Origin of the sequence: Kitasatospora sp. NBC_01300 (genome assembly GCF_041435235.1) — a bacterium.
Taxonomy (GTDB): domain Bacteria; phylum Actinomycetota; class Actinomycetes; order Streptomycetales; family Streptomycetaceae; genus Kitasatospora.
The window spans coordinates 1,583,867-1,609,627 of record NZ_CP108408.1 but is presented as its reverse complement, the minus strand read 5'-3'; the positions used below and the strand labels follow the sequence as shown (position 1 = coordinate 1,609,627).

The following is a 25,761-nucleotide window of genomic DNA, read 5'->3' as shown; positions in this document are numbered from 1 at the left end:
ACAGGAGTGGCGATCATGAGCCAGGAGTTCGATCTCTTCCGTATCTCCGAGGAGCACGAGATGCTCCGTGAGGCGGTGCGTTCGCTGGCCGAGGCGAAGATCGCTCCGTTCGCGGCGGAGGTGGACGAGCAGGGGCGGTTCCCGCAGGAGGCGTTGGACGCGCTGCAGGGGAGTGAGCTGCATGCGGTGCACGTGCCGGAGGAGTTCGGTGGTGCGGGGGCGGACGCGCTGGCGACGGTGATCGTGATCGAGGAGGTGGCGCGGGTGTGTGCGTCGTCCTCGTTGATTCCGGCGGTGAACAAGCTGGGGTCGTTGCCGGTGCAGTTGTCGGGTTCGCCGGAGTTGAAGGCGAAGTACCTGGGGGCGCTGGCGCGGGGTGAGGGGATGTTCTCGTACTGCCTGTCGGAGCCGGAGGCGGGTTCGGACGCGGCGGGGATGCGGACCCGGGCGGTGCGGGACGGGGACTTCTGGGTGCTGAACGGGGTGAAGCGCTGGATCACGAACGCGGGTGTGTCGGAGTTCTACACGGTGATGGCGGTGACGGATCCGGAGCTGCGGTCGAGGGGGATCTCGGCGTTCGTGGTGGAGAAGGGCGACGAGGGGGTGTCGTTCGGTGCGCCGGAGAGGAAGTTGGGGATCAAGGGTTCGCCGACGCGTGAGGTGTACTTCGACGATGTGCGGATTCCTGCGGATCGGATGATCGGTGCGGAGGGGACGGGTTTCGCGACGGCGATGCGGACGTTGGACCACACGCGGGTGACGATCGCGGCGCAGGCGGTGGGGATCGCGCAGGGGGCTCTGGACTACGCGAAGGGGTATGTGAAGGAGCGCCGGCAGTTCGGGAAGGCGATCGCGGAGTTCCAGGGTGTGCAGTTCATGTTGGCGGACATGGCGATGAAGCTGGAGGCGGCGCGGCAGTTGACGTATGCGGCGGCGGCGAAGTCGCAGCGTGGGGACGGGGATCTGACGTTCTTCGGGGCGGCGGCGAAGTGCTATGCGTCGGATGCGGCGATGGAGATCACGACGGATGCGGTGCAGTTGCTGGGTGGGTACGGGTACACGCGGGACTATCCGGTGGAGCGGATGATGCGGGACGCGAAGATCACCCAGATCTACGAGGGGACCAACCAGGTCCAGCGCATCGTCATGGCCCGCAACCTGCCGTAACACCGCCTGTGAGGTGCACCGACGGCCGGGCCGAGCACCCGGTCCGGCCGTTCGGGGCCGATGCTATGTTCCGGGAATGAGCGAGAAGGAAGAGCAGGACCTGCCCATGAACGACGGGCCCGCCAAGCCGGCGATGCGCGAGGCGCTCGTCGCCGCGGCCTTCGAGCTCTTCCTGGAACGCGGCTTCGAACAGACCACCATCGACGACATCGTCTCGCTCGCCGGGGTCGGCCGGCGCTCCTTCTTCCGCTACTTCCCGGCCAAGGAGGACGTGGTCTTCCCGGACCACGAGCGCAGCCTCGCCGAGATGACGGAGTTCCTGGAGTCCGGCACCGGCGAGGAGGACCCGGTCAAGCACGCCTGCGACGCGGCCCGGCTCGTCCTGCGGATGTACGCCGAACAGCCCTCCTTCTCCGTCCAGCGCTACCGCCTCACCCGTAAGGTCCCCGGCCTGCGGGCGTACGAGCTCTCCGTGGTCTGGCGCTACGAGCACACGCTCGCGGCCTACCTGCGCGGCCGGTTCGCCGACCGCCCGGACGGGCCGCTGCGCGCCGACGTGACCGCCGCCGCCGTCGTCGCCGCGCACAACCACGCCCTGCGCACCTGGCTGCGCTCGGGCGGCGAGAGTGACTGGGTGGCCGAGGTCGACGCGGCGATGGCCTTCGTCACCGGCACCTGGAACGACCGCCCGGGTGGCGAGAACGGCGCGGGCGGGGAGCACGGGGAGTCCGCGGAGTCCGGGGCGGACGATGTGGTGGTGCTGGTCGCCAGCCGCCGGGCGCCGTTGTGGAAGATGGTCCAGGGCATCGAGAGCGCGCTCGGCGACGCCCACCGGCTCTGACCGCCGGCTCCGATCAGCCGGCTGCCGGCTCCGGCCTACGCCGACCCCGACCCGCTTCGGTCGGCACCCGTCGCGGAGGGTGCTCCCACCCGAACGGCGCAACTCCGCTCGTCCGGCACCCGGCTGACGGGCCGCACGCCGTGCGGGCCGCCCGGCCCCGGGCGAGACTCGGTCGCAGGACGGGGGCCGCGCGCCCCGGGAGCGCGAAGGAGCGGCGATGCCGGGGACGCCCCAGCAGGAGAACGGTGGCCCCACCCTGCGCCAGGTGCTGCTCGGCAAGGGCTACCTCGGCCTGCTGGTGGTCGCCGTCCTGATCGGTGCCCCGGTCTCGCTGGTCGCCTTCGGCTTCGTCGGCCTGGAGCACCAACTCCAGCACTGGGTCTGGGAGAGCCTGCCGGTCACCGCCGGCTTCGACCGCGCCCCCTGGTGGTGGCCGCTGCCCGCGCTGCTGCTGGCCGGCCTGCTGCTCGCCCCCGTGGTCACCCGGCTGCCCGGGCACGGCGGCCACGTGCCGGTGGACGGGCTGGGCGGCCCGCCCACCCCGCCGGGCGCCGTCCCCGGCGTGGTGCTGGCCGCGCTCGCCTGCCTGCCGCTCGGCGCGGTGCTCGGCCCGGAGGCGCCGCTGATGGCGATCGGCGGCGGCCTTGCGCTGCTCGCCGTCCGGTCCGCCAGGAGGTCCCAACACCCTGAGCTGGTGCCGGTGTTGGGAACGGCCGGGGCGGCGGCCGCGATCTCCACCATCTTCGGCAGCCCGCTGGTGGCGGGCGTGATGATGATCGAGGCGGCCGGGCTGGGCGGTCCGTGGCTGATCGCTCTGGTCCTGCCCTGCCTGCTGGCCAGCGGGGTCGGTGCGCTGGTCTTCACCGGCTTCGGCCACTGGACCGGGCTGTCGATCGGCGCGCTCTCGCTGCCGCGGGTGCCCGCGAGCGGCGTCCCGGACCCGGGCGACTTCCTCTGGGGCGTCCCGCTGGCGGTGGTGATCGCCGTGGTCTGCGTGGCCGGGCAGGCCCTCGGCCGGCGGGTCAAGGCCTTCACCACGGGCGATCCGGCGGGCCCCCGGCCGGTGCCGACCGCTGGTCAGACCGCCGTCCGGACGGTGCTGTGCGCGATCGCCGTCGGAGCCTGCCTCGCGGCGTACGCCCTGCTGACCGGTCGCTCACCGGAGGAGGCCGCGCTCTCCGGGCAGGCCACCCTGGGCGCGTTGGCGGCCGACCCGGCGGCCTGGCCGATCGGCGCGCTGCTCGCCCTGGTGCTGTGCAAGGCGGTCGGCTGGGGGATCGCCCTGGGCAGCCTGCGCGGCGGCCCGATCTTCCCGGCGATCCTGATCGGTGCCGCGCTCGGGGCGGCCTGCGCGCCGCTGCCCGGCTTCGGCACCGCGCCCGCGCTGGCCGTCGGACTGGCCGCCTCCGGCGCGGCCGTCACCCGGCTTCCGGTGACCAGCACGGTGCTGGCGACGGCGCTGCTGGGCGGCCAGGCCGCCGACGCGATGCCGCTGCTGATCGTCGCCGCGGTGACGGCCTTCGTCACCGGCGAGCTGGTCCGGGGGCGGTCGAGACGCGTCCGCGCCGCGCCCGGCCGGGGCGGGTCGGCACCGGCCGACTGACCGGCCCGCCCTCGTCGAGCCCGTGCCCGCCCTCGTCCAGCCCGCGCCCGGTCCCCGGACGCAGGCGCCCCGACGTCAACGTTCTGCGGCGCGAAAATCCCTTCGGGGGACGGCAGATGAACAACTGCGGATTCCGCGGCCCCCGGTCGGCGGTGTGCGCGATAACGGAGGGACCCCGGCCGACCGGCCGACCGGCAGGCGGGGCACCAGGACCAGCAGCCAGTGAACCGAGGAACCACACCCATGCCGATCAGCGACTACGGCGTGCTCGCCGCCACCGCCGTCGACCGGCGCCGCGAGGGCGCCACCGACACCCCGCACTACCAGATCCACCTGCGCGACGCCGGGGGCACCGACTACCGCGCGGCGGTCAACGTCCTCTCCCAGCAGGCCCCCGCCGACCTGCGCTACCTCGCGGTCGAGGACTTCCGGCACCCCGTCACCGGCCTCCTCCCGCCGGCCGGCAGCGGCTGGAACCCGCTGCCGTCCCGGCCGGGCACGGCGAGCCTGGACTTCGTCCGCGGGCACCTGTTCGACCCCGCGGCGATGCGCGTCCTGCCGCCCGACCTCCCGGGCCCGGACAACGACCTCGCCGACGTGCTCGACCAGCACGTCCAGCGGGCGATCGCCGACCCGGCGGCCGCGGTGTACGTCTTCGGGCAGCGCTTCGGGCCCGAACCCGGCGTCCCGGACAAGGTGTTCGGCTTCCTGCCCGGCAACGGCGTGCACGACGTGCACATGAACCAGGGCAACAGCGGGCGGTTCCGGACGGACGACGGCGTCTACCAGGACGGCGCGCTGCTCATCCACCTGCCGGCGGAGGGCCGGTGGGCGGCGGTGTTCCTGGCCTTCCAGTCGCAGTCCTGGCACACCGACGACCGCACCGGGCACGCCCTGCCCGCGTCCGTCCCGCACCCCACCCGCCCCCGGACCGGCTCCCGTCAGGCGACCGGCCCCCAGCAGTAGCGTCCGCCGGGCCCGTCGGCGTCCTCAGCCCGCGCTGCGGGACCGGCGGGACTGGGCGAGCAGCCAGGTGTAGACCTCGGGGTCGTCGTACGTCCGCGTCCAGGAGTCGTGGCCGACCCCCGGGTAGCGCGTGTACCGCACCGGACCGCCCGCCTCCCGCAGCGCCTCGACCACCCGCTCGGTGTGGGCGACCGGGACGACGTCGTCCTCCCCGCCGTGGAAGGCCCACACCGGGAGGTCGACGAGGCGCGGCGCCGCCTCGCTCAGCCCGGACCCGCAGATCGGCACGGCGGCGGCGAACCGGCGCGGGTACCGGGCGGCGAGCGCCCACGTGCCGGTGCCGCCCATGCTCAGCCCGGTCACGTACCGCCGGTCCGGGTCGATCCGGTACGTCCGCGCCACGTCCTCGACCAGGGCCGCCAGCGCGCTCACCTCCGCGACCCACGAGCTGTGCGCCGGGCACTGCGGGGCCACCACCACGAACGGCAGCTTCGCCCCGTCGGCGATCTGCCGCACCGGCCCGTGCACGGCGAGCGCCGCCAGGTCCTCGCCGCGCTCCATGGCACCGTGCAGGAACAGCAGCAGCGGCCACGGCCCGGGGCCCTCGTCGTACCCGTCCGGCAGCGACAGGACGTACCCCAGGTCGTTGCCGTCCTCGTCGACGGCGAACCGGTGGTGCTGGACAGGTGCGGACATCGGTCTCCTCCAAAAACGCCAGGGGTTCCACGGGGCGGACCCACCGCCACCACCCTTACCGAGCAGCCTCTCCGATTGATGACGCCGCCGTCACGGTTCACGTCGCAAAGACGCCGGGCGGGGCCCGAGCGAGGGCGGTGCGGCGATGCCGAACTCCCGGCGGAGCGCGGAGACGGCGGCGAGGTGGCCGCTCATGCCGTGGACGCCCGGACCGGGCGGGGTGGACGCGGAGCACAGGTAGACGCCGGGCAGCGGGGTCGCGTACGGGTTCCACCGGAGGGTCGGGCGCATGAGCAGCTGGCCGAGGGTCAGGGCCCCGGCCCCGATGTCCCCGCCGACGTAGTTCGGGTTGTACGCCTCGTACTGGACGCCGTTGGTGCTCCGGGCGGCGAGGACCGTGTCGGCGAACCCGGGCGCGTACTTCTCGATCTGTGCCGTGACGGAGCCGGTGGGGTCCGCCGCGTACCCGTTGGGCACGTGCGCGTAGGCCCAGACGGGCCGCTTCCCGGCGCGGACCCGGTCGGGATCGGCGACGCCGGGATCCACCAGCAGCACGAAGGGGTCGCCCGCGTCGACACCGCGGGCGACTCCGGACTCCCGGCGGTAGATCTGCGCCTGCGACCCTCCGAGGTGCACGGTGGCGGCCCTGGCCACGTCGGTGTTCCGCCACGGGATCGCCTCGGACACCAGGAAGTCGACCTTGGCCGCCGCGGGCCCGTACCGGAACCTGCGGAGCCGTCGCCGGTAGGCGGCGGGCAGCCGGTCGCCCGCCACGGCCGAGAACTCCTTCGGCCCGGTGTCGAACATGACGACGCGCGAACCGCGCACCTGCGCCAGGTCGGTGATGCGCGCACCGGTGTGGATCCGCCCGCCGTGGCGCCGGATGTCCTCGGCGAGGCAGTCCGCGATCGCCGAGCTCCCGCCGCGCGGCACCGGCCACCCCGAACTGTGCGCCAGGTGGCCGAGGAAGACCGACACGGCTCCGCCGACGATGCTGGGGAGCCTGCCGACGGCGTGCGCGGCCACCCCGGCGAGGAGGGCGGCCGCCTCGTCGGTCGCGAACCGGCGCGTGGCGAGCGCCGTCCCGTGGGCCAGGGAGCGCCACGCGAGCATCGCCGGAGTCCGCAGGGACGTGGGGACGGAGCGGAAGTCGGAGAGGAAGAGCTCCCCGATCTCGGTGCTGCGGCCGATGAGCGGCGCCATCAGCCGCCGCCAGCCGGCGCCGTCGCGGCCCAGCGCGTCGCAGGTCCGGTCGAGGTCGTGGTACGCCACGGCGGCCCGCCCGTCCGCCAGCGGATGGGCGTAGGACGCTTCCGCCCGGAGCAGGTCGACGCCGCGGGCCGACAGGTCGAACCGGCGGAAGAACGGCGAGACGGCGGCCATCGGATGGACGGCGGAGCAGATGTCGTGCCGTACGTCGCTGTCGAACAGGGCGTGCGTGCGCAGGCCGCCGCCGATCTCGTCCTGGCTCTCGTAGACGTCCACGTGCAGCCCGGCGCGGGCGAGGGTGACGGCCGCCGCCAGGCCGTTCGGCCCGCTGCCCACGACCGCGACGTCGCTGTTCCGTTTCATGGTCGGCCCGCCTCGTTCATGGTCGGTCCGCCGCGCGGGATTCCACGGGCGGAGTGGCTGCCAGGAGCGGGCGCTACCGGCGGCCCTCCGCGTCGAACATTCCTTCCAGCTCCTTCAGGACCGACGGCAGGTAGAAGCCGGTCTCGCCCTCCCATTTTCGCTTCCCGACGCTGTACGCCGCGACGGTCCGGCTGACCGAGACGTTCGGGCGCCGCAGCAGGAGCTCCATGTGGTGTTCGACGACGGCGTTTCCGGCCGGAAAGGCGGTGGCGAGCACGATCGGCTTTTCGGTGATCTGCAAGGCCATGGTGGCGGGGGTGTTGCAGTTTCCCGAGGCGAGCCGCATCGCGAAATCGAGCGTCGCGGGGAAGACGGCGAAGGCGTCGACGCGTTCGCCGATCTCCACGTGCGCGGATTCCGGGAGGGAGGGGTCGGCGTAGTCGTCGGTCCACACGTCGCCGTCCACCAGTCGGCGCAGGGCGTCCAGCGTCACGAAACGCTGTGCGGACCTGGTCACCAGGAGATCGCTCGTGATCCGGGGAAACGACTGGCGCAGCCAGTGCAGCCAGTACGGTGTGAGCGAGGCGTTGATGGATCCGGTCACGACGAACAGGATCCGCTTCTCGCCCAGATCGGGGATCTCCTGATTTCCGGCGCCCGCGGTGTTTCCGGTGTTTTCGGTTTTTCCGGTGTTTGCAGCGCTTCCGGTGTTTTCGGTGTTTTCGGGCATCTCGGCATTCCCCCGGTTCACAGGGCGAGTTCGGGCGAGATCATGATGCGCTTGATCCCGTCGGCACCCTCGGTCGGGACGGACGCCACGATCATGAACTGGTAGTCCCCGGACCCGCTGCTCCTCCTGCACGCGTCCCGCACGGCCCCGGCCATCAGGTTGTACCCGTCGCTGTTCAGCATCCACTCGAACATGGCCCCGTTCGAGGCGAGCGTGCGCACCTGCGACGCCATGTCGAACAGCGCCTTCGGGACCCGGCTCCCCGGGTTCCACAGCACGGCGAGCGGCTTCGCCTCGTTCCGCATGGCCAGGTCGGCCCACGTGGTCCACCCGTCCGCGGGCGTCGCGCGCGTGCGGTAGAAGACGTACAGGTCCTCGATGCCGGGGTTCGGGGCGAAGAAGCGCCACTGCGGCAGGTCGGGGAAGAACGGCAGACGCATCTTGATCGGCAGCTTGTCGTCGGGCAGGTTCTCGAAGACCGTCAGCACGACGTGCGTCACCAGGGCGGCCTTGACCAGGGACGTGACGGTCCGGCGCCACGCGCTCATGAGTTCTCCAGGATGATCGCCGCCGTCTGCTGCGCCAGGGCGGGCTTGGCGATGATGGACCGGTGGCTGCTCGCCGGGACGACGTGGAAGTCCGCGGCGACCCGCTCGCTGAGCCTGCGCTGCTGCTCGGTGTTGTTGGCGGCCGAGATGACGACGCGCCGCAGCGGCCCGGCGGCCACGAAGTCCTGGCCGGCGAGGGGTTCGTGGAGGTACTCCTGGCGCGCCGTCAGCAGCACCTGGGGGCTGGAGATCGAGGCCAGGTACGCCCGTTGGATGTCCGGGCGGTACTCGAGTTCCCGCTCGGTGGGGCTCGTCAGCCAGCGGGTGGTGCCCAGGGCCGAGCCGAGCAGCCGTCGCGCGGTGTCCTGGTTGTAGCGCGCCACCCGCCGCTTCGACCCGCGGTCCTCACCGAGGAGCACGGCGTCCGTCCCGTCGACGATGTGCAGGGTGGTGGCGCGCTCGCGCACGTAGGCGGACTCCGCCGCGACGTTCATGGCGGTGAGGGCGCCGATCGAGTGGCCGCACAGGACGACGTCGCCCTCCGGCGCGAGCTGTTGCAGGAGGAACTCGACCATCTGGGCCGGCCGCAGCCTGCTCTTCGAGCGCCAGTACCCGCTGCGGTGGTAGCGCAGGACCCGGAAGCGCCGGCCGAGCAGCCCGGCCACCCAGTCCCAGGACTCCAGCGGCGCGCCCAGGCCGCTTTCGAGGACCGCGACGGGGGCGGTGGGGCCGAGCCCCCCGGCATCGAGCGCGTACTCGATCGCGAGGCCGTCCGGGCCCTGGATCAGGGAGGTCCCCTTGAGTCCGCTGCGCCGGGTGTACTCCTCCTCCAGGCGGATGTACGAGAGGTAGGCGCTGACCACGGCGGCGGCGCCGAAGGTGGCGACCACCTGGCGTTCGAACCTCATCCCCGGCCCCCGTTCCTGGGCAGGCGGTCCACGGCGTAGAGGACCGCCGCGTGGGCCGAGCTGAATCCCCAGAAGAACCGCGGCAGGCCCATCGTCACGGCGATGCCCAGGTGGAAGAGCTTGACGCCGGCCAGGGCCCTGCGGGCGTTCGCCGGCGCCAGCAGGTAGACGACCGGGAACCCGGTCTCCCAGACGATGGTGAACCACGTCATCGAACTGCACAGCAGCGGGCTCTTCTTCAGCCACTTGGCGACCGCGCTGTCCCCGTACTGCTGGGTCTGCAGGACCTGTTCCAGCGCCTCGCCCGACCGCCAGGTGCTGGAGATCGCCTTCGCCGCGCCGGCGGTCACGTAGGCGATGAAGGTCTGGGCGTTGACCGCGCGCAGGAAGAGGTCGTCGGACTTCTCGGCCCCGGGGACCAGGGCGGTGAGCACGCGGTAGCCGCAGATCAGGGCGGCCATGTGGTCCGCCCCGTCCCTGCCGAACGAGGTGCGGTACTTGCTCAGGCCGCTGGAGGCCAGCATCAGGCCGGCTCCGGCGATCTGCTGCGCCCGGCTCCTGCGGCCGGTCAGGGTCAGCGCCCCGCCGACGACGCCCATGGCCTTGATGGCGACGGCACCGCCGCGGCTGTCGATCGCCTTGCGGAGGGCCTGCGGGACCACGCTGCGCTCGCGTTTCGAACTCAGGCCCTGCAAAAGCCCGTTGGGTCCGTAGGCGGCCGTCCTGGTCAAGGCTTCGAGGCCGCTGATGATCTCGCCCACCGCGGCCGGGGCCAGCGTCCAGTAATGCGCGTCCTCGCGCGATATGAGGTGGGAAGGCTCGTTGACGATCTTAGTGAATGGCATTCACGCGTCCTCGTGCTCCAGTCGAGCGGGGCCGGAAAGGGGAACCGCGCGTCCCCCTTTCCGGCCCGTCTGCTCACATGGGTGGTGTCACCGGTGGGTCAGTGGTTCAGCAGCCGAGGCAGATCGTGCTGCCCGTCACGACGACCTCGCACACGGCGACGATGGTGGGGGTGGTCATCGCGGGAGCGTTGTGTGCGTTCACGAAACCCTCCTGCGCCTCCGCGAACGAAGCGTTGACGGCATCGGTCACGAACTCGACACGCGATTCGGTGGCGTTCACTCTTTCTCCTTTTGATGGTGGAGACAGCGGCCAACCCGCAGAGGACCGACGTCCGCTGCCGGCCGCTGCCGTTCGACCATATGTCGTTCCGGTAACCATCGGAAGACCCTTGATGTGCCCATGGTGTGCGCAATGCGAATCGGCGGCGGATAATTTCGAAGAAATTGACCAATTCCATTGTAGGTGGACATTCTTCGAATTCTGTGCAATGCCCCTTTTGTTGCGGAGTCCCCGGATGTTCCTGTATTCGATCATTGATATCGCAGGTCAGGCCTTGATCGGGAATCCGGGCGGGCGGTGGATTCCGCCGAACAGTCCGTATGGCCTCGAATCGCCCCATTTGACTTGGCGGCCTCTGCGGCCCCAGGGGGATGTATGCCGAGCCGCCTGGAGGGTGTATTTGGGTCGGCTTTGCAGGATTGGGACGCCTTGCTATGATCGGCCCAATGTTCAGAAAAGTGTGAAAATGAACGTTTCGATCATCCGAGAGAAGACGGCTCGTCGATTGAAAAAGAAAACCGGCAAGGCGGCGGACGCACCGCTGCTGCAACTCGTCGACGTCACACACGCGTACGGTGACAGCACCGTGCTCGACCGGGTCTCCCTCCGCATTCACCGTGGTGAGTGCGTTTCCCTGGTCGGGGACAACGGATCCGGCAAGAGCACCCTGCTCCGCGTGGCGGCCGGCCGGGAGAGACCCTCCGCAGGATCGGTCGTCTTCGACGGGGAGGAGATCCACGAGGATTCCCTGGACGTGCGCAAGCGGGTCGCGTCGGTGATGGATCCCGGTGCGTTCTATCCGGACCTCACCGTGCGGGAGCACCTGCGGCTCGTGGCGCTGTCGCACGGCATGGGCGGCGGAGCCGATGCCGCGGTCGACGGGGCGCTGGAGTCGCACCGCCTCACGGCGCAGTCCGAACAGTTCCCCTCGGCCCTGTCCTCCGGGCAGACCCAGGCGCTGCTCCTCGCCGCCGCCTTCATCCGGCCGCACGACCTCCTCATCCTGGACGAGCCCGAGCAGCGGCTCGACTCCCAGGCCCGGACCGCCCTCGCCCGCCTGATCGCGGAGCACCGCGACCGCGGAACGGCCGTCCTCATGGCCACCCACCACCGGGCCCTGAACGAGGTCGCGGACCAGATCGTCGAAGTCGGCTCGCGTGCGGGGCACTCGGGCCCGTCCGGGGCGGTGCAGGGGGAAGGATGAGCGGTTTGAGCGACAGCGTGGCACCCGCGATCGGGACGAGGGCGCGGGTGCCCGACAGGTCGGGGGACTGCACCGCGGACACCCTGCGGTTCCTGCGCGAAGCCCGGAGCGGCACGCGCCAGGAGAAGCGCAGGAGCGCGTGGTTCATCGCCTACACGGTCCTCCTGGTGGGCGGCTGCTGGGGCGTCCCCGCCCTGCTCCAGTGGACGAGTTCGACCCGGGCGGCCGACCGGCCACCCGTGCAGATCGGGGAACAGGCGTCCGCGACGCTCCTGGCGCTGGTCCCGGCGGTGCTGGTCCTCGCCCTGCTGCTCACCGCTCGGGGCGCGATGTGGCGCGGCCCGGTCCTGCTGGACCGGGCCACGACCGGCTTCCTGCTGCCCTCGGCCGTCGACCGGCGGGCCCTGCTCGCGCCGGGGCTGTGGTCCTCGGTGGCGCTGGCCACCGTGGTGAGCGGCGTCGCCGGCGCGGTCGCGGGCTTCCTGCTGCAGGGCCTGGCCCCGCAGTCGTGGATCCTGCTGACCCTCGCGGGCTCCTGGACGGGCGTCTCGGTGGCGCTCACCACGAGCGCGGTCGGCGTCCTGGTCGAGCGCAACGACCGGTGGATGTCCCGCTACGGCCGCGGGGTCTTCGCCGCGGGGTGGCTCCTCGCCGGGGTCGCCGCCGCCGGCGTGTGGACGGCATGGACGCAGGGGCGGACGGGCTGGCTGCAGGACCTCCTGCTCTGGTCGGGCCCGTGGGGGTGGGCGTCCCAACCGCTCCTGTGGGCGCTCGGTCTGGTGGGTACGGCGGGCGCCGTCGGCACGGTGCTGTCGGTCGGCACCCCGGTGGTCGCCCTCGTCCTCGCCTGGCGGGAACTGCCCGCGATCCCGCAGGCCGCCCTCAGACTGCGCGCGACGGTCGCCGCCCAGATCAGCACGTCCGTCCTCATGCTCGACCTCCGCCAGGCCCGCTCCGGAGTACCGCGGCTCAAGGAGCGGAGCAGTACCCCCCGGCTCCGCCTCCCCATGCCGCGGCACCCGCTGCTGCTGGTCCCGTGGCGCGACCTCACCTGCCTGCTGCGCAACCCCCGCCGCCTGGGGTGGGCCGTCGTCTGGAGCGGGCTCGCCGTTGGACTGACCGCGGCCGCCCCCTCCTTCACCTCGACCGCACAGCAGATCGTCGTCGTGCTGTCCCTGGCCGCCGAATACCTGGCGGCCGCTCAACTCACCGAGCCGGCCCGGCTGGAGAGCGACGACCAGCGGCGCTCCACCAACCTGCCCTGGACGTTCAAGTCGCTCGCCCTCCAGCACTCGGCGGTGCCCGGCGGCCTCCTCCTCGCGCTCACCGGAGCCGGCGCACTGGCGTGCGCGCTCGTCGGCCGGGACACCGCAGGGCTTCTCCCGCTCCTCGCGGCCGTACCCGCACTCACCGCTGCCGCGCTGGTCAGCTCCTACCGGGGCGTCGTGCCCATGCACCTGACGATCGGTGTCAACACCCCCATGGGCAACACCGGCCCCGGCCAGGTGGCGGTCTGGTACCTGCGCGGCCCGCTGGTGGTCGGGACCCTCCTGTTCCCGCTCGCCCGCTCCGCGGCCCAGGGCCACCCGTACGCGGTGGCACAACTCGCCTGGACCCTGGCCGTCACCGCAGCCGCCCTCTGGTGGGCCCGGCGCACCGCCCACCGCCTCCACACCCGATAGCCCCGACCCCACCCCAAGGGCCGGCCGACCCGCCGTCACGTCGGATCGACCGGCCCTACGAGGTCGGCCGCCGGCCCCGCGGTTGGTCACACGACGGCCGGGAAAAGCAAAAGACCCCTGTATCAACAGGGGTCTTGCTGGTGTCCGAGGGGGGACTTGAACCCCCACGCCCGATAAAGGGCACTAGCACCTCAAGCTAGCGCGTCTGCCATTCCGCCACCCGGACCGGGTGTTGTCCTTGCGGCTTCCGTTCTCTCGTCGGCCGCGCTGACAGATGTAACTGTAGCAAAGATCGGCTTGGGGTCCCAAAACGGTTCGGGGCGGGGGAGTGGGGGCGGTGGCGGGGGCAAGGGGGAGTGTGTGGCGGGGGCGTGACCAGGGGGTTTCGGGGGCGCGCAGGGGGTGGATCCGGGTCGGGGGCTGGGGGAGGATGGGCGTACGTGCTCGTACGGCCCGGGTGCAGGTCCTGGGGGTGGCGCGCTGGTGCGTCGGTGCGGGCCAAAGACGAGGAGTGACCGTGAGCGAGCGGAGCGAGTCGGCGGGGCCGAGGGCGACGGCTGAGTCGGAGGTCGCCGGGATCTGTCGCGATCTGATCCGGATCGACACCAGCAACTACGGGGACGGCTCCGGCCCGGGCGAGCGCAAGGCGGCGGAGTACGTCGCCGAGCAGCTCGCGGAGTTCGGGGTGGAGCCGCAGATCTTCGAGTCGGCCAAGGGCCGGGCCTCGACGGTGGTGCGGATCGAGGGCGAGGACCGTTCCCGCCCGGGCCTGCTGATCCACGGCCACACCGACGTGGTGCCGGCCAACGCCGCGGACTGGACGTACGACCCGTTCGGGGGCGAGATCGCGGACGGCTGCGTGTGGGGGCGCGGCGCGGTCGACATGAAGGACATGGACGCGATGACCCTCGCGGTGGTCCGCGACCGGCTGCGCACCGGCCGCAAGCCCCCGCGCGACCTGGTGCTGGCGTTCGTCGCGGACGAGGAGGCCGGCGGCACGTACGGGGCGCGGTTCCTGGTGGACAAGCACCCGGAGCTGTTCGAGGGCGTGACCGAGGGCATCGGCGAGGTCGGCGGCTTCTCCTTCACGGTCAACGACCAGGTGCGGCTGTACCTGGTGGAGACGGCCGAGAAGGGCATGCACTGGATGCGCCTGACGGTCGAGGGCCGCGCCGGGCACGGCTCGATGGAGAACGACGACAACGCGATCACCGAGCTGTGCGAGGCGGTCGCCCGGCTCGGCCGGCACAAGTTCCCGCTGCGGATCACCAAGACCGTACGGGCGTTCCTGAACGAGCTGTCGGACGCGCTCGGGGTCGAGCTCGACCCGGAGAACATGGACGAGACCCTGCGGGTGCTCGGCGGCATCGCCAAGATGATCGGCACCACGCTGCGCAACACCGCCCAGCCGACCATGCTCGGCGCCGGCTACAAGGTCAACGTGATCCCCGGCCAGGCCACCGCGCACGTGGACGGGCGCTTCCTGCCCGGCTACGAGGAGGAGTTCCTGGCAGAGCTGGACAGCGTGCTGGGCCCGCGCGTGAAGCGGGAGAGCCTGCACTCGGACAAGGCGATCGAGACCACCTTCGACGGCGCGCTGGTCGAGGCGATGCAGACGGCGCTGCGGGCGGAGGACCCGATCGCCCGCGCGGTGCCGTACTGCCTGTCGGGCGGGACGGACGCCAAGTCGTTCCAGGACCTCGGGATCCGCTGCTTCGGCTTCGCGCCGCTGCAGCTGCCGCCGGAGCTGGACTTCGCCGGGATGTTCCACGGCGTGGACGAGCGGGTGCCGGTGGACGGGCTGAAGTTCGGCGTCCGGGTGCTGGACCGGTTCCTCGACGCCTGCTGAGCACCTCGGGTGGACGGCCCGTTCCCGGAGTGCCGGGGGCGGGCCGTCCGCATTGTCCGAGCTAATGATTTGGGACAGGTCGAAGGAGATCAACAGAAACGATCCTGCAAGGAAATGCGGATCGACCGTGTGTGCGGACCATCACCGTTGCGGGTGAATGGCAAATCTGTTCCGTACCCCGTTTGCCACACCCTCGTTCATCCCTGTGCAACCCGCCGAACGGGTTGCGTTGTCCATACAGGAGGAATGATGAAGGTCAAGAAGATCGCCGCTGTTGCCGCCGCCACCGGTGGCCTGGTGATCGCCGCCGCCGGTGTCGCGTCCGCTCACGGCGGTGCCGGCGCCGAGGGTGCGGCTGTTGGCTCCCCGGGTGTCGTCTCCGGCAACCAGGTGCAGATCCCGGTGCACGTCCCGGTCAACCTGTGCGGCAACACCATCAGCGTGATCGGCGTGCTGAACCCGGCGTTCGGCAACCACTGCGCCAACTTCTGAGTCACGCTCCGAGCCGCTGAGGCTCGTTGAGCCGACTCATCCGGCCCCCGGGCGGCGGACGCGCCGCCCGGGGGCCGCTTGCATGCGGGGAACGGGGAGCGGGGTGTGGAGAGGTAAACAAGGGGGCAATCGCTCGATCGGGTGAAGTTGGTTCGTTCGGCTCAACCTCCCAGCCGCTCTCTCGTTAACTCCTGTGCAGTCGAAGACCTTGCCGGATATCCGGATATACGGAAATTCCGACTTTCGGAAGGTATTTACGTCAAGGTCGTCACGTCGTTCTCGATACGTCAGGGGAAAAGATGAGGAATGTAGCCAAGAAGGGGATCCTCACGGTCGTGGCCACCGGCAGTGTCCTGGCCTCGACCGCCGGCTACGCCTACGCGGGCGCCGAGGCCCAGGGAGGTGCCGCCGGATCGGCGGGTGTCGCCTCCGGGAACTCGGTGCAGGTGCCGGTCGAGGTGCCGATCAACGCCTGCGGCAACACCGTCGACGTGATCGGCGTGCTGAACCCGGCCTACGGCAACCGCTGCGCCAACGCCGGCGGCCACCCGGAGGCCGCGAAGCCGGGCGGCTCCCACGTGGGCTCCGGCTCCCACACCGGCTCCGGCTCCCACGCGGGCTCCGGTTCCCACACCGGCTCCGGGGCCAACGGCGGCACCGACCGGGGCTCCGCCGCCTCGGGCGCGTCCGCCTCCGGCGTCGCCGCCAACTCGCCCGGCGTGGTCTCCGGCAACAGCATCCAGGCCCCCGTGCACGTCCCGGTCAACGCCTGCGGCAACTCCGTCGACGTGGTCGGCGTCGGGAACCCGGCCTTCGGCAACGACTGCGCCAACGTCGCGCAGCCCTCCCCGACCCCGAAGCCGGCCGACGACTGCCCCGAGACGCACAGCCCGTCCATCCCGCCGCAGGTCGGCGGGGAGACTCCGGGCTACCCGCGCAACGGCGGCCCGTCCACCACCCCCGAGGCCGGCGCACACTCGGCCCCCGCCGTCGCGCCGGTCACGAGCGGACAGGTCGCCCCGGTCGCGGCCCGCACCGCCGCCCCGGTCGTCGCCTCCACGCCGAGCGGCGCCGTCGGCAGCCAGCTGGCCTCCACCGGCGCCGGTGACGTCGAACTGCTCGGCGCCGCCGGCCTCGCCCTGTTGCTCGGTGGCGGTGTGCTCTACCGCCGCGCCCGCGCCGGGGCCCGCTGATCCGTCGGTAGGCCGCACCCCGCCGGCGCCGCACCCCCCGCGGCGCCGCCGGAGCACGAGGCCGGAGCGTGACGCGCCCGCGGCCGCCTGGAGGTACGGGCGGCCGCGGGCGGGCGGAGATCCGGTGTGAAAACCCGCATCAAGGCCTGACGTGACGTGGAGCCCCGGCCCGAGAGCCCGGCGTGGGATCCCCACCGCGACGGGCGCGTTCCCGGGCCTGGAGTCCCCCGAGCCCGGAGCCCCCCGGTCGGGCGGCCTTCCGCCCGGCCCTTCCCCGCCGCGGCGGGTGGGCTCATGGGTTCAGGCGCGCTCGCCCGTCACCAGCTCCGGACCTGCCGGATGATCCGCCGCTTCAGCCGGACCGTCCTGCTCCCGTCGGGGAACAGCCTCAGCCGGTCGAGCTCCCAGTGCCCGTACTCGGCGTGCTCGGTGAGCAGTTGGCGTGCCGCATTGCGCGTGGTGCCGCGCGGCATGCGCAGCGACTGGTACTCGTACTCCGGTTGCCGGACCGGCTTCGGTGGGGTCAAAACTCTCCTCCTGAGGATCACCTGCACGCAAGCCTACGACCTGCCTCGGACAGTCGGCCCGGGTATTTCCGGTCGTCCTCCCGGCCGTCCGTCCGACCCGGCGGGACGCCCCGGACCGGCCGGGGCGCGCCGACCCGCCTGACAGTGCATCAGTTCCGTTGTTCCTCCGGACGGGATACCCCGATCCCGGCGCGCGAAGCGGCACCCGATCGGCCCCGCGCGGCCCGGCCGCACGCCCTTCGCGCCGGGCATGCGCGGGGACAGAACCACGCGGATCGGACATCAGGGGGGAAGTTGCGGTGAAATCGCGGGTGTAGGTGACAACCGCTGTGCGTACCGACACCGCGGGGAGATAGCGTCTGCACCATGTCTGATGCCGCGCAGCCAACCATTGCCGAGGTACGCGCCGCCGCCGAGGCGGTCAAGGCCGCCATCGACCGTCATCTGGAAGCGGTGTCGAGCCCCAGCGCAGCGGACGATCCCGCTGTGTCCGCCGCTTACGAGCAGCTCGCGACGGCGGCCATCGCCTACGACCAGATCCTCTACGAGGTCTACGACGAGGTCACCCCCTTCGAGATCCCCGGGGACGAGGGTCCGGGCGGCTACCACGGCCCCGAACAGCCGGAGGCGATCAGCGTGCTGATCCGCCGCGACTACCACGTCGCCGACCCCAAGCGGCTGCGCGCCCAGGCCGAGCGGCTCGACGAGTCGCTGACTCCGGGCGGGGGCGGCACCAGCGGGGTGAACGCCGCGATCGGCGTGCTGTTCGGCGAGTACGAGCCGGACGAGATCGCCGCCCGCAGCGAGGAGTTCGGCCTGGAGGAGGCGGACTCGACGCTCTGGGTCGCGGCGGCGGAGCCGACCGAGCCGGGGGAGTGGCTGCCGGAGCCCTTCGAGCACGCCGACCCGCAGATGCTGATCTGCCGGTTCGACGTGAGCGAGGTCTACGACGACGAGGACCCCGACGACTGAACCGTTCGTCGTGCAGACACCCGGAGGGCGGGCCCCACCTGTAGGGGGCCCGCCCTCCGCGCGTTCCGCTGACACGCTCTAGTACGCCGAGGCGGCGTTCTCGGCGAGGATCGCCCGCAGCCGGGTGGTGCGCGGCTGCGCCGGGCGCTCAGTGACGGCCTGGGCGAGCGCCGGGCCCGCCGCGTGCACCACGGACAGGTGCCGCTCGCCGCGGCCGAAGGCGGTGTAGACCCACTGCCGGGTGAGCGCCGGGCCGGCGTCCTCCGGGAGCACCACGACCGCGCCCGGCCAGCGGCGGCCGAGTGCCTGGTGGACGGTCAGCGCCCAGCCGTGCCGCAGCCGGCCGGCCTGGGCGGGCGGGACCGTCCGGCGCGAGCCGTCCGCGTACGCCAGGTGCAGGCCGGTGGCGTCGCCGTCCAGCACCCGGGCCGGGCGGGTGACGCCGGGGGCCGGGGAGTCGACCACCCGGTCGCCCGGGTCGAAGCCGCCGAACCGGCCGGGCCCCGGGTTGAGCCGGGCCTTCGCGGCGGCGTTCAGCGCCCGGGTGCCCGCCGGGCCGCCGTGGCCGGGGGTGAGCAGCACCACCTGCTCGGCGGGGATGCCGAGGGCGCGGGGGATGGAGTCGGTGAGCAGCTGGAGGGCGCGGTGGACGGCTTCGCCGCCGTCCTTCGCGGTCAGGATGACCACCTCCTTGTCCGGCGCCTCGACGGGCTGGAGCTCGCCGATGCCGACGCCGGAGACCAGCTCGCCGATCGGGCCGAAGTCCGGGGTGCGGGAGGCGACCGCCGGGCAGACCTTGGCGGCCAGCAGGTCGGCGAAGAACCGGCCGGGGCCGGCCGACCAGAGCTGGCCGGGGTCGCCGCTGAGCACCAGCCGGGTGCCGTCGGCGAGCGACTCCAGGACGGTGGCGGCCAGTTCGACGTCCAGCAGCGGGGCGTCGAGGACGACCAGGACGTCCAGGGCGAGCGTGCCGTCGGAGGAGCGGCCCGGCCCGGCGGCGCCGGAGAGCAAGTCGGCGAGGGTGATCACGGCGGCCGGGGTGTCGGTGAGTGCGGCGAAGGACTCCCGGCCCTGGTCGGTCCAGGTGGCGGCCCAGGCCCGCAGCCCGAGGCCGCCGGCCGCGGCCAGCAGCGCGGCGGGTTCGGCGCGGGCGGCCTCGCCGCCGGTGTGCAGCACCAGGGCGCTGTCGGCGACGGCCTGGATCAGGGCGGTCGCGGAGGAGGACGGCGCGGCCTCGGCGGCAGCCGCCCACGCGGTCGGGCCGGGCGCGGCGGGGGCCTGCGGAGCGTCCTCCACCGTGGCCTCCGTCGCGTCCTTCGCCGTGGCCTCCGCGGGGGCCGCGCCCGAGTCGGAGTCCGCCTCGGAGTCGGAGTCCGCCTCGGGGTCGGAGCCCGGCGTGGAGTCGGCCGCGGACTCGGCGTCCTCCGCCGGATCCTCCGCATCCTCCGCCGCCGCGTCCTCGTCGCCCGGCTCCGGGTCCTCGCCCGGCACGAAGGTCGACATCAGCCGGACCAGCCCGTCCGCGAGGCTCTCCTCGGCCAGTGCGAGCCGCTCCAGGGCGAGCAGCGTCCGGGTCGGCGGCTCCTCGTCCTCGTCGCCGCCCGCCGCGTGTGCCTCGGGACCGGTCAGCTCCTCCTGGAACGGCATCGCGCGCCCGTCCAGGACGGCGGCCTGGATCGCCGCGGCCGAGTCCGGCAGCCCGTGGCGGTCGAGCCCGGCCGCGATCTCGGCGACCTCGACGGCGGAGTGGCCGCGCAGCGCCGCCTGCTCCAGCAGCCACGGCACCAGTGCCTGGGCGCGGCGCGGGTCGCCGGGGCCGGCGGCGGGGCCGAGCAGGCCGCGGGCGAAGCCGTCCGCGTGTTCGGGGCGGACGCCGGGCAGGGACAGTACGGCCCACGGGTCGGAGCGCAGCTGTTCGGCGGCGCCGTCGCCGAACTCGGCCACTGCGGCGGCCGCGAGATCGGCCGGGGCGCCCCCGGCGATCAGCACCTCGGCGGTGTCCTTGAGCGCCTGCGCGCGCTGCTGGTCGGGCTGCGCGGAGGCCGGGGCCGGGGCCTTGGCGTCCTTGACGTCCTTGGCGCCCTCGGGAGCCGCGGGCCGGCCCTCGCCCTCCGGCGGTGCGGCCTGCGGGCCGACGCTGCGGATCCGCTGCGCCAGCTCGGCGATCGCCGCCGCCTTCTCAGCCGGGCTCGCCGTCTCAGCCGTGATCGCCGTCTCAACCGAGCTCGACTTCTCCGCCGGGCTCGCCGACTGCGCCGGGCTCGCCGACTGCGCCGGGCTCGCCGACTCCGCCGGGCTCGCCGTCTCAGCCGTGATCGCCGTCTCAACCGAGCTCGACTTCTCCGCCGGGCTCGCCGACTGCGCCGGGCTCGCCGACTCCGCCGGGCTCGCCGACTCCGCCGGGCTCGCCGAGACTGCCGAGGTCTCCTCCGGAGCGCCGTTCTCCGTGTCACTCATCGTCCGCTCCAAGAGTCACTCCACTGCGTGTTCAGCTGAACGAGGGGGGCTACAGCTCGCTCCACCCCTGGTCCGGGTAGCGGTGCACCGGTGACGAGATGTCGTCCAGCGCACCACGGATCTCACCCGGAAGCGTAAGCGCCTCCACCGACAGCGCCGCCTGCAGCTGTGCCACCGTACGGGCCCCGACCAGCGCGCTCGCCACTCCGGGCCGGTCCCGGACCCAGGCGAGGGCGACCGCGAGCGGGCTGCTGGCGAGGCCGTCGGCGGCCGTGGCGACGGCGTCGACGATCCGCCGCGAGCGCTCCCCGAGGTACGGCTGGACGAACCCGGACAGGTAGGGCGAGGCGCCGCGCGAGTCCTGCGGGACGCCGTGCCGGTACTTGCCGGTGAGCACCCCGCGCCCGAGCGGTGAGGAGGCGAGCAGCCCGACCCCGGCGTCCGCCGCGGCGGGCAGCGCCTCGCGCTCGATGCCGCGCTGGAGCAGCGAGTACTCCAGCTGGGCCCCGGCCAGCGGTGTGCGCCCGTGGTGGGCGCGCTGCCAGGTGGCGGCCTTGGCGAGCTGCCAGCCGCTGAAGTCGCAGACCCCGACGTACCGGGCGCGCCCGGAGGAGACGGCGATGTCGAGGGCGCTGAGCGTCTCCTCGGCGGGCGTCAGGGGGTCGAAGGAGTGGACCTGCCACAGGTCGACGTAGTCGGTGCCGAGCCTGCGCAGCGAGGCGTCGAGGGCGGCGAGGAGGTGGCCGCGGGAGCCGTCGAAGCGGCGGGCGGACTCCGGCACGCTGCCGGCCTTGGTGGCGATGACGAGTTCGGAGCGGGGGACGAGGTTGTCGGTGAGCCGGGAGATCAGGTACTCGGCGCCGCCGTCGGCGTACACGTCGGCGGTGTCGAGCAGGGTCCCGCCGGCGTCGACGAACTCCTTGAGCTGCTCGGCGGCCTCGTGTTCGTCGGTGTCGCGGCCCCAGGTCATGGTGCCGAGGCCGAGCCGGGAGACCTGGAGACCGGTACGGCCGAGGTGACGTTTTTCCATCGGACGGGCCCTCCACTGGCCGGTGGCACCGGGCGCCCCGGTAGCCCTGAGAACGCGCAGGTGGGGAGAGCGCTCCCCACGTCGGCTGAGCGTAGCGGCCGGTGTCCGGGCAGGGGTGGCGACCCGCAGAACGATCACCGGGCCCGGGCGGCGGCGGGTGTGACCCAGACCACCACTACCGGTCAGTAGCATGACCGGCGAGTGCGCGGCTACCCTCGCCACCAACCCTCACCGACTGGAAGGTTCGGCACATGCGACTCGGAATCAACCTCGGCTACTGGGGTCTCGGCATGGACGCCGACAACATCGCCGTGGCCCAGGAGGCGGACCGGCTCGGCTACTCGGTGTGCTGGGCGGCCGAGGCGTACGGCTCGGACGCCGCGACGGTGCTGAGCTTCGTCGCCGCGAAGACCGAGCGGATCGACGTCGGTTCGGCCATCTTCCAGATCCCCGCCCGCACCCCGGCGATGACCGCGATGACCGCGGCGACCCTGGACACCCTGTCCGGCGGCCGCTTCCGGCTCGGCCTCGGCGTCTCCGGCCCGCAGGTCTCCGAGGGCTGGTACGGGGTGAAGTTCGACAAGCCGCTCGCCCGCACCCGTGAGTACGTGGAGATCATCCGCAAGGCGATGTCCCGCGAGCGGCTGGTCCACGAGGGCGCGCACTGGACGCTGCCGCTGCCCGGCGGCCCCGGCAAGCCGATCAAGCTCACCGTGCACCCGGTGCGCGAGCACATCCCGCTGTACATCGCGGCGATCGGCCCGAAGAACCTGGAGCAGACCGGCGAGATCGCCGACGGCTGGCTCGGCATCTTCTTCTCGCCCGAGCACGCCGCGCTCTCCCTCGACCCGCTGAAGGCCGGCCGCGCCAAGGCGGGCCAGGGCCTGGACGGCTTCGACCTCTGCCCGACCGTCACCATCGCGGTCGGCGAGGACATCAAGGCCGGCGTCGACTCCCAGCGCTCCTACGCCGCGCTGTACATCGGCGGCATGGGCAGCAAGGAGAAGAACTTCTACAACCAGCTCGCCCGGCGGATGGGCTACGAGCAGGCCGCCGACGAGATCCAGGAGAAGTACCTGGCCAAGGACTACGCGGGCGCCGCGGCCGCCGTCCCGCACGACCTGATCGACGCCACCTCGCTGATCGGCGACACCGCCCGGATCGCCGACCGGATGCAGGCCTACGCCGACGCGGGCGTCACCACGCTCACCCTGGCCCCGTCCGGCTTCACCCTGGACGAGCGGATCCAGGCGCTGCGCACCGGCGTCGAGGCCCTGGAGCGCGCCGGCCTGGCGTAGCCGTCCGGGGCCGTCGAGCGGCACTACAGCCAGTCGTGCCGCTTGAACACCCGGTGCAGCACTATGCAGACCACGCCCATCAGGGACAGCACCGCCGGGTACCCCCAGGGCTGGTGCAGTTCGGGCATGTCCTCGAAGTTCATCCCGTAGACGCCCGCGATCATCGTCGGCACGGCGGCCAGCGCCGCCCAGGCCGAGATCTTCCGCATGTCGTTGTTCTGCTGCACGCTGACCTGCGCCAGGTTGGCGTTGAGGATGTCGGACAGCAGCCGGTCCATGCCGTCGACCTGGTCGGTCACCCGGGCCAGGTGGTCGGCGACGTCCCGCAGGTAGGGCAGGGTCTCCGGGCGGATGTACGGTTCGCCGCCGCGGGCCAGGCGCAGCGTCGGTTCCAGCAGCGGGCCGGTGGCGCGGCGGACGGTCATCACCTGGCGCTTGTAGCCGTAGATCCGGCCGGCGGTGTCGCGGCCGACCCGGTTGGGGGCGAAGACGTCCGCCTCCAGTTCGTCCAGGTCGGTCTGGAGCCCGGTGGCCACCTCCATGTAGCCGTCGACGATGGTGTCGCAGACCGAGTGCAGCACCGAGCTGGGCCCGTAGCGCAGCAGTTCGGGCTGCTTCTCCAGCCGGGCCCGCAGGCCGGAGAGCGGGGCGTCGGCGCCGTGCCGGACGGTCATCACGAAGTCCGCGCCGAGGAAGACCATCACCTCGCCGATCGTCACCGCGTGGGCGCCGGGGTGGTAGCCGAGCGTCTTGAGGGCGACGAACAGGGAGCCCTGGTACGGCTCGATCTTGGGGCGTTGGTGGGCGCTGACGGCGTCCTCGACGGCCAGCGGGTGCAGGGAGAACTCCCTTCCGACGTGGTCGAGTTCCTCGGCGGTGGGCTCGAACAGGCCTATCCAGACGAAGCCGCCGGGCCCGGCGGCGCGGGCGGCGGCGAGCGCGCCGGCGAGGTCGTCGGGGGCCTCGATCCGGTGGCCGTCGTGGTAGCTGGCGCAGTGGACGATCATCGGGCCATTGTGGCCCGGGCCGGGGCGCCCGGGGCGGAGCCGGGCCAGGTCGGCCTCGCGGGCCGGTGCTTGCGGCGGCTCAGGACGTCCCGCACCCCACGCCCGAACTCCGCGCCCGCACCCCACCGCCCGCACCCGGTGCCCGCACCCCACGCCGGCACCCCACGCTGGCACCCGACGGCCGCACCTCGCACCGCCACTCCACGCCCGCGCCCGGAGGCCGTAGGCTGAGCCCCATGCCCACCCTGCTGCTCGTCCGCCACGGCCGCTCGACCGCGAACACCGCCGGAATCCTGGCCGGTTGGACGCCAGGCGTGGACCTGGACGACACCGGGCGCGCGCAGGCCGCCGCGCTGGCCGGCCGGCTCGCGGGGATCCCGCTGGTGCAGGCCGTCAGCAGCCCGCTGGAGCGCTGTCGGCAGACCCTGGAGCCGCTGCTGGCGGCCCGGCCCGAGCTGGGCCCGCCCGCCGAGGACGAGCGGCTGGGCGAGTGCCACTACGGCGAGTGGACCGGCCGGCCGCTGGCCGAGCTGGCCAAGGAGCCGCTCTGGCGCACCGTGCAGGACCACGCGGCCGCCGCGGCCTTCCCCGGCGGGGAGTCGTTGCGCGAGCTGAGCCACCGGACGGTCGGTGCCGTCCGCGAGTGGAACGAGAAGATCGCCGCCGAGCACGGCGCGGACGCGGTCTGGCTCGCCTGCTCGCACGGGGACGTGATCAAGGCGGTGGTGGCCGACGCCCTCGGCCTGCACCTGGACCACTTCCAGCGGATCAGCGTCGAGCCCTGCTCGGTCACCGCGATCCGCTACACCCCGCAGCGGCCCTTCGTCCTGAGGATGGGCGACACCGGCGACCTCGGCTCGCTCGCGCCCAGGCCCGGCGCGGCCCCGGCCGCCCCGGCGGGCGACGCGGTGGTCGGCGGCACCAGCTGAGACGGCCGCTCCGCCTGACCCGCATGACTCGCCTGACCTGCCTGGTACGACCCCGGCCCAGGCCCGACCGGCACCACTCGACCTGACCGGAGCCGTCCGGTCCGGAGCCGCCCCACGTGGGCGGGAGGGCCGCCGCACCCCGCTCCGCAACGGCCGGCGGCACCGTCTGAGCTGGCCGGTGCCACAGCGGCTCGGCTCCCCTGCGGGGGCCCGGAGGTCGTAGGGTGACTAACGAGCCCCGCCGCGTGGCGAGCCCGCGCCCGGGCCGCCGTACGGCAGCCCGAGCCATGACGTCCGAACGATCCCTGTGATCCCCACGACCGACACGATCCGGAGCGAGAGCGTGCCCCGTCAGGTCTTCTTCTACGACCAGCCCGAACGGTTCGTGGCCGGCACCGTCGGCCAGCCCGGCGCCCGGGCGTTCTACCTGCAAGCCAGCGCCCGGGGCCGGATCACCAGCGTCCTGCTGGAGAAGACCCAGGTGGCGGCGCTCGCCGAGCGGATCGACGAGGTCCTGGACGAGGCGCTGCGGCGCAGCGGCGGCGACGTCTCCATCCCGGCCGCCGCCCCGCAGGACCTGCTCGACACCGCGCCGCTGGACCTGCCGCTGGAGCAGGAGTTCCGGGTCGGCACCATGGCCCTGGCCTGGGACGGCGTGGACGGCTGCCTGGTGGTCGAGGCGCAGGCGCTGATCGAGGTCGAGGAGGACGACGAGGACGAGGACAGCGCTGCGGCGGTCTTCGAGGACGACGACAACGGCCCGGACATGCTGCGGGTGCGGCTGTCCGGCGCGATGGCCCGGGTGTTCGCCAAGCGGGCGCTGGACCTGGTCTCGGCCGGCCGCAAGCCCTGCCCGTTCTGCAACCTCCCGCTCGACCCGGAGGGCCACCTGTGCCCGCGCGCGAACGGCTACCGGCGCTGAACACCGAGACCCCGCCCCAGGCGGACCCGGCAGCCGCCGCCGC

24 protein-coding genes and 1 tRNA gene are annotated in these 25,761 nt (G+C 72.9%); 13 read left to right on the top strand and 12 right to left on the bottom strand.

Features of this window, described 5'->3' with window-relative positions:
* The first annotated feature begins 15 nt into the window (after positions 1–15).
* The 4 genes from OG556_RS07035 to OG556_RS07020 all read left to right on the top strand — a co-directional run bounded on the left by OG556_RS07035 (position 16) and on the right by OG556_RS07020 (position 4,577).
* A complete protein-coding gene (locus tag OG556_RS07035; RefSeq protein WP_371516341.1) occupies positions 16–1,167 on the top strand; it encodes an acyl-CoA dehydrogenase family protein in 1,152 nt (383 codons plus the stop codon).
* A 76-nt stretch (positions 1,168–1,243) separates the two neighbouring features.
* Entirely contained in the window at positions 1,244–2,008 is a 765-nt protein-coding gene (locus OG556_RS07030; protein WP_371516340.1) for a TetR family transcriptional regulator, read from the top strand.
* A 217-nt stretch (positions 2,009–2,225) separates the two neighbouring features.
* The gene (locus tag OG556_RS07025) at positions 2,226–3,611 is read left to right on the top strand and encodes a chloride channel protein (protein WP_371516339.1); all 1,386 of its coding nucleotides are present in this window, start codon (positions 2,226–2,228) and stop codon (positions 3,609–3,611) included.
* A gap of 243 nt (positions 3,612–3,854) precedes the next feature.
* A complete protein-coding gene (locus tag OG556_RS07020) occupies positions 3,855–4,577 on the top strand; it encodes a DUF2278 family protein (RefSeq protein ID WP_371516338.1) in 723 nt (240 codons plus the stop codon).
* Between the two features lie 24 nt (positions 4,578–4,601).
* On the opposite strand, the gene OG556_RS07015 is transcribed toward OG556_RS07020, so the two are convergent.
* The 7 genes from OG556_RS07015 to OG556_RS06985 form a co-directional block, all read right to left on the bottom strand.
* On the bottom strand, positions 4,602–5,273 hold the full coding sequence (locus OG556_RS07015) for a prolyl oligopeptidase family serine peptidase (RefSeq protein ID WP_371516337.1): 672 nt from the start codon (positions 5,271–5,273) through the stop codon (positions 4,602–4,604).
* Positions 5,274–5,363: 90 nt separating this feature from the next.
* A complete protein-coding gene (locus OG556_RS07010; protein WP_371516336.1) occupies positions 5,364–6,845 on the bottom strand; it encodes a phytoene desaturase family protein in 1,482 nt (493 codons plus the stop codon).
* A gap of 73 nt (positions 6,846–6,918) precedes the next feature.
* Positions 6,919–7,575 carry a flavoprotein gene (locus OG556_RS07005; protein ID WP_371516335.1) on the bottom strand — a complete coding sequence of 219 codons (657 nt, stop codon included), beginning with the start codon at positions 7,573–7,575 and terminating at the stop codon, positions 6,919–6,921.
* Between the two features lie 17 nt (positions 7,576–7,592).
* Complete coding sequence (locus OG556_RS07000; RefSeq protein ID WP_371516334.1) at positions 7,593–8,123, bottom strand: hypothetical protein; 531 nt, start codon at positions 8,121–8,123, stop codon at positions 7,593–7,595.
* The gene (locus OG556_RS06995; RefSeq protein WP_371516333.1) at positions 8,120–9,031 is read right to left on the bottom strand and encodes an alpha/beta fold hydrolase; all 912 of its coding nucleotides are present in this window, start codon (positions 9,029–9,031) and stop codon (positions 8,120–8,122) included. Before OG556_RS06995 ends, OG556_RS07000 begins: the two co-directional genes overlap by 4 nt.
* Positions 9,028–9,876, bottom strand: a complete 849-nt coding sequence (locus tag OG556_RS06990; protein WP_371516332.1) for a hypothetical protein — start codon at positions 9,874–9,876, stop codon at positions 9,028–9,030. The genes OG556_RS06995 and OG556_RS06990 overlap by 4 nt, the downstream gene beginning before the upstream one ends.
* Before the next feature lie 106 nt (positions 9,877–9,982).
* Entirely contained in the window at positions 9,983–10,156 is a 174-nt protein-coding gene (locus tag OG556_RS06985) for a cypemycin family RiPP (protein ID WP_371516331.1), read from the bottom strand.
* Positions 10,157–10,661: 505 nt separating this feature from the next.
* On the opposite strand from OG556_RS06985, the gene OG556_RS06980 reads away from it, so the two are divergent.
* Together OG556_RS06980 and OG556_RS06975 are read left to right on the top strand one after the other, a co-directional pair.
* Positions 10,662–11,360 (top strand): ATP-binding cassette domain-containing protein, encoded by a 699-nt coding sequence (locus tag OG556_RS06980; RefSeq protein ID WP_371516330.1) that lies wholly within the window; start codon positions 10,662–10,664, stop codon positions 11,358–11,360.
* Between the two features lie 5 nt (positions 11,361–11,365).
* Complete coding sequence (locus OG556_RS06975) at positions 11,366–13,042, top strand: DUF6297 family protein (RefSeq protein ID WP_371516329.1); 1,677 nt, start codon at positions 11,366–11,368, stop codon at positions 13,040–13,042.
* A gap of 138 nt (positions 13,043–13,180) precedes the next feature.
* On the opposite strand, the gene OG556_RS06970 is transcribed toward OG556_RS06975, so the two are convergent.
* Positions 13,181–13,268, bottom strand: a tRNA-Leu gene (locus OG556_RS06970).
* A gap of 291 nt (positions 13,269–13,559) precedes the next feature.
* Here OG556_RS06970 and OG556_RS06965 point away from each other — a divergent pair.
* The 3 genes from OG556_RS06965 to OG556_RS06955 all read left to right on the top strand — a co-directional run bounded on the left by OG556_RS06965 (position 13,560) and on the right by OG556_RS06955 (position 16,576).
* Entirely contained in the window at positions 13,560–14,891 is a 1,332-nt protein-coding gene (locus tag OG556_RS06965) for a M20/M25/M40 family metallo-hydrolase (RefSeq protein ID WP_063346934.1), read from the top strand.
* A gap of 249 nt (positions 14,892–15,140) precedes the next feature.
* Positions 15,141–15,383 carry a chaplin gene (locus tag OG556_RS06960; protein ID WP_371516328.1) on the top strand — a complete coding sequence of 81 codons (243 nt, stop codon included), beginning with the start codon at positions 15,141–15,143 and terminating at the stop codon, positions 15,381–15,383.
* 335 nt (positions 15,384–15,718) lie between these two features.
* Positions 15,719–16,576: a chaplin family protein gene (locus tag OG556_RS06955; protein WP_371516327.1), complete on the top strand. Its 858-nt coding sequence runs from the start codon at positions 15,719–15,721 to the stop codon at positions 16,574–16,576.
* Positions 16,577–16,893: 317 nt separating this feature from the next.
* Here the strand turns inward: OG556_RS06955 and OG556_RS06950 are convergent, their stop codons facing one another.
* Entirely contained in the window at positions 16,894–17,103 is a 210-nt protein-coding gene (locus OG556_RS06950) for a DUF5703 family protein (RefSeq protein ID WP_033350848.1), read from the bottom strand.
* Between the two features lie 366 nt (positions 17,104–17,469).
* Here OG556_RS06950 and OG556_RS06945 point away from each other — a divergent pair, with 366 nt between their 5' ends.
* Entirely contained in the window at positions 17,470–18,075 is a 606-nt protein-coding gene (locus OG556_RS06945; RefSeq protein ID WP_063346931.1) for a hypothetical protein, read from the top strand.
* 78 nt (positions 18,076–18,153) lie between these two features.
* Here the strand turns inward: OG556_RS06945 and OG556_RS06940 are convergent, their stop codons facing one another.
* Positions 18,154–20,532 carry a helix-hairpin-helix domain-containing protein gene (locus OG556_RS06940; protein WP_371516326.1) on the bottom strand — a complete coding sequence of 793 codons (2,379 nt, stop codon included), beginning with the start codon at positions 20,530–20,532 and terminating at the stop codon, positions 18,154–18,156.
* Between the two features lie 49 nt (positions 20,533–20,581).
* On the bottom strand, positions 20,582–21,562 hold the full coding sequence (locus tag OG556_RS06935) for an aldo/keto reductase (RefSeq protein WP_371516325.1): 981 nt from the start codon (positions 21,560–21,562) through the stop codon (positions 20,582–20,584).
* Between the two features lie 251 nt (positions 21,563–21,813).
* Between OG556_RS06935 and OG556_RS06930 the strand changes: the two genes are divergently transcribed.
* Positions 21,814–22,860, top strand: a complete 1,047-nt coding sequence (locus OG556_RS06930) for an LLM class F420-dependent oxidoreductase (RefSeq protein ID WP_371516324.1) — start codon at positions 21,814–21,816, stop codon at positions 22,858–22,860.
* A 23-nt stretch (positions 22,861–22,883) separates the two neighbouring features.
* On the opposite strand, the gene OG556_RS06925 is transcribed toward OG556_RS06930, so the two are convergent.
* Positions 22,884–23,867 (bottom strand): magnesium and cobalt transport protein CorA, encoded by a 984-nt coding sequence (locus OG556_RS06925; RefSeq protein WP_371516323.1) that lies wholly within the window; start codon positions 23,865–23,867, stop codon positions 22,884–22,886.
* Between the two features lie 236 nt (positions 23,868–24,103).
* On the opposite strand from OG556_RS06925, the gene OG556_RS06920 reads away from it, so the two are divergent.
* On the top strand, positions 24,104–24,796 hold the full coding sequence (locus OG556_RS06920) for a histidine phosphatase family protein (RefSeq protein WP_371516322.1): 693 nt from the start codon (positions 24,104–24,106) through the stop codon (positions 24,794–24,796).
* A gap of 343 nt (positions 24,797–25,139) precedes the next feature.
* A complete protein-coding gene (locus tag OG556_RS06915) occupies positions 25,140–25,718 on the top strand; it encodes a DUF3090 domain-containing protein (RefSeq protein ID WP_371516321.1) in 579 nt (192 codons plus the stop codon).
* Positions 25,719–25,761: the final 43 nt, after the last annotated feature.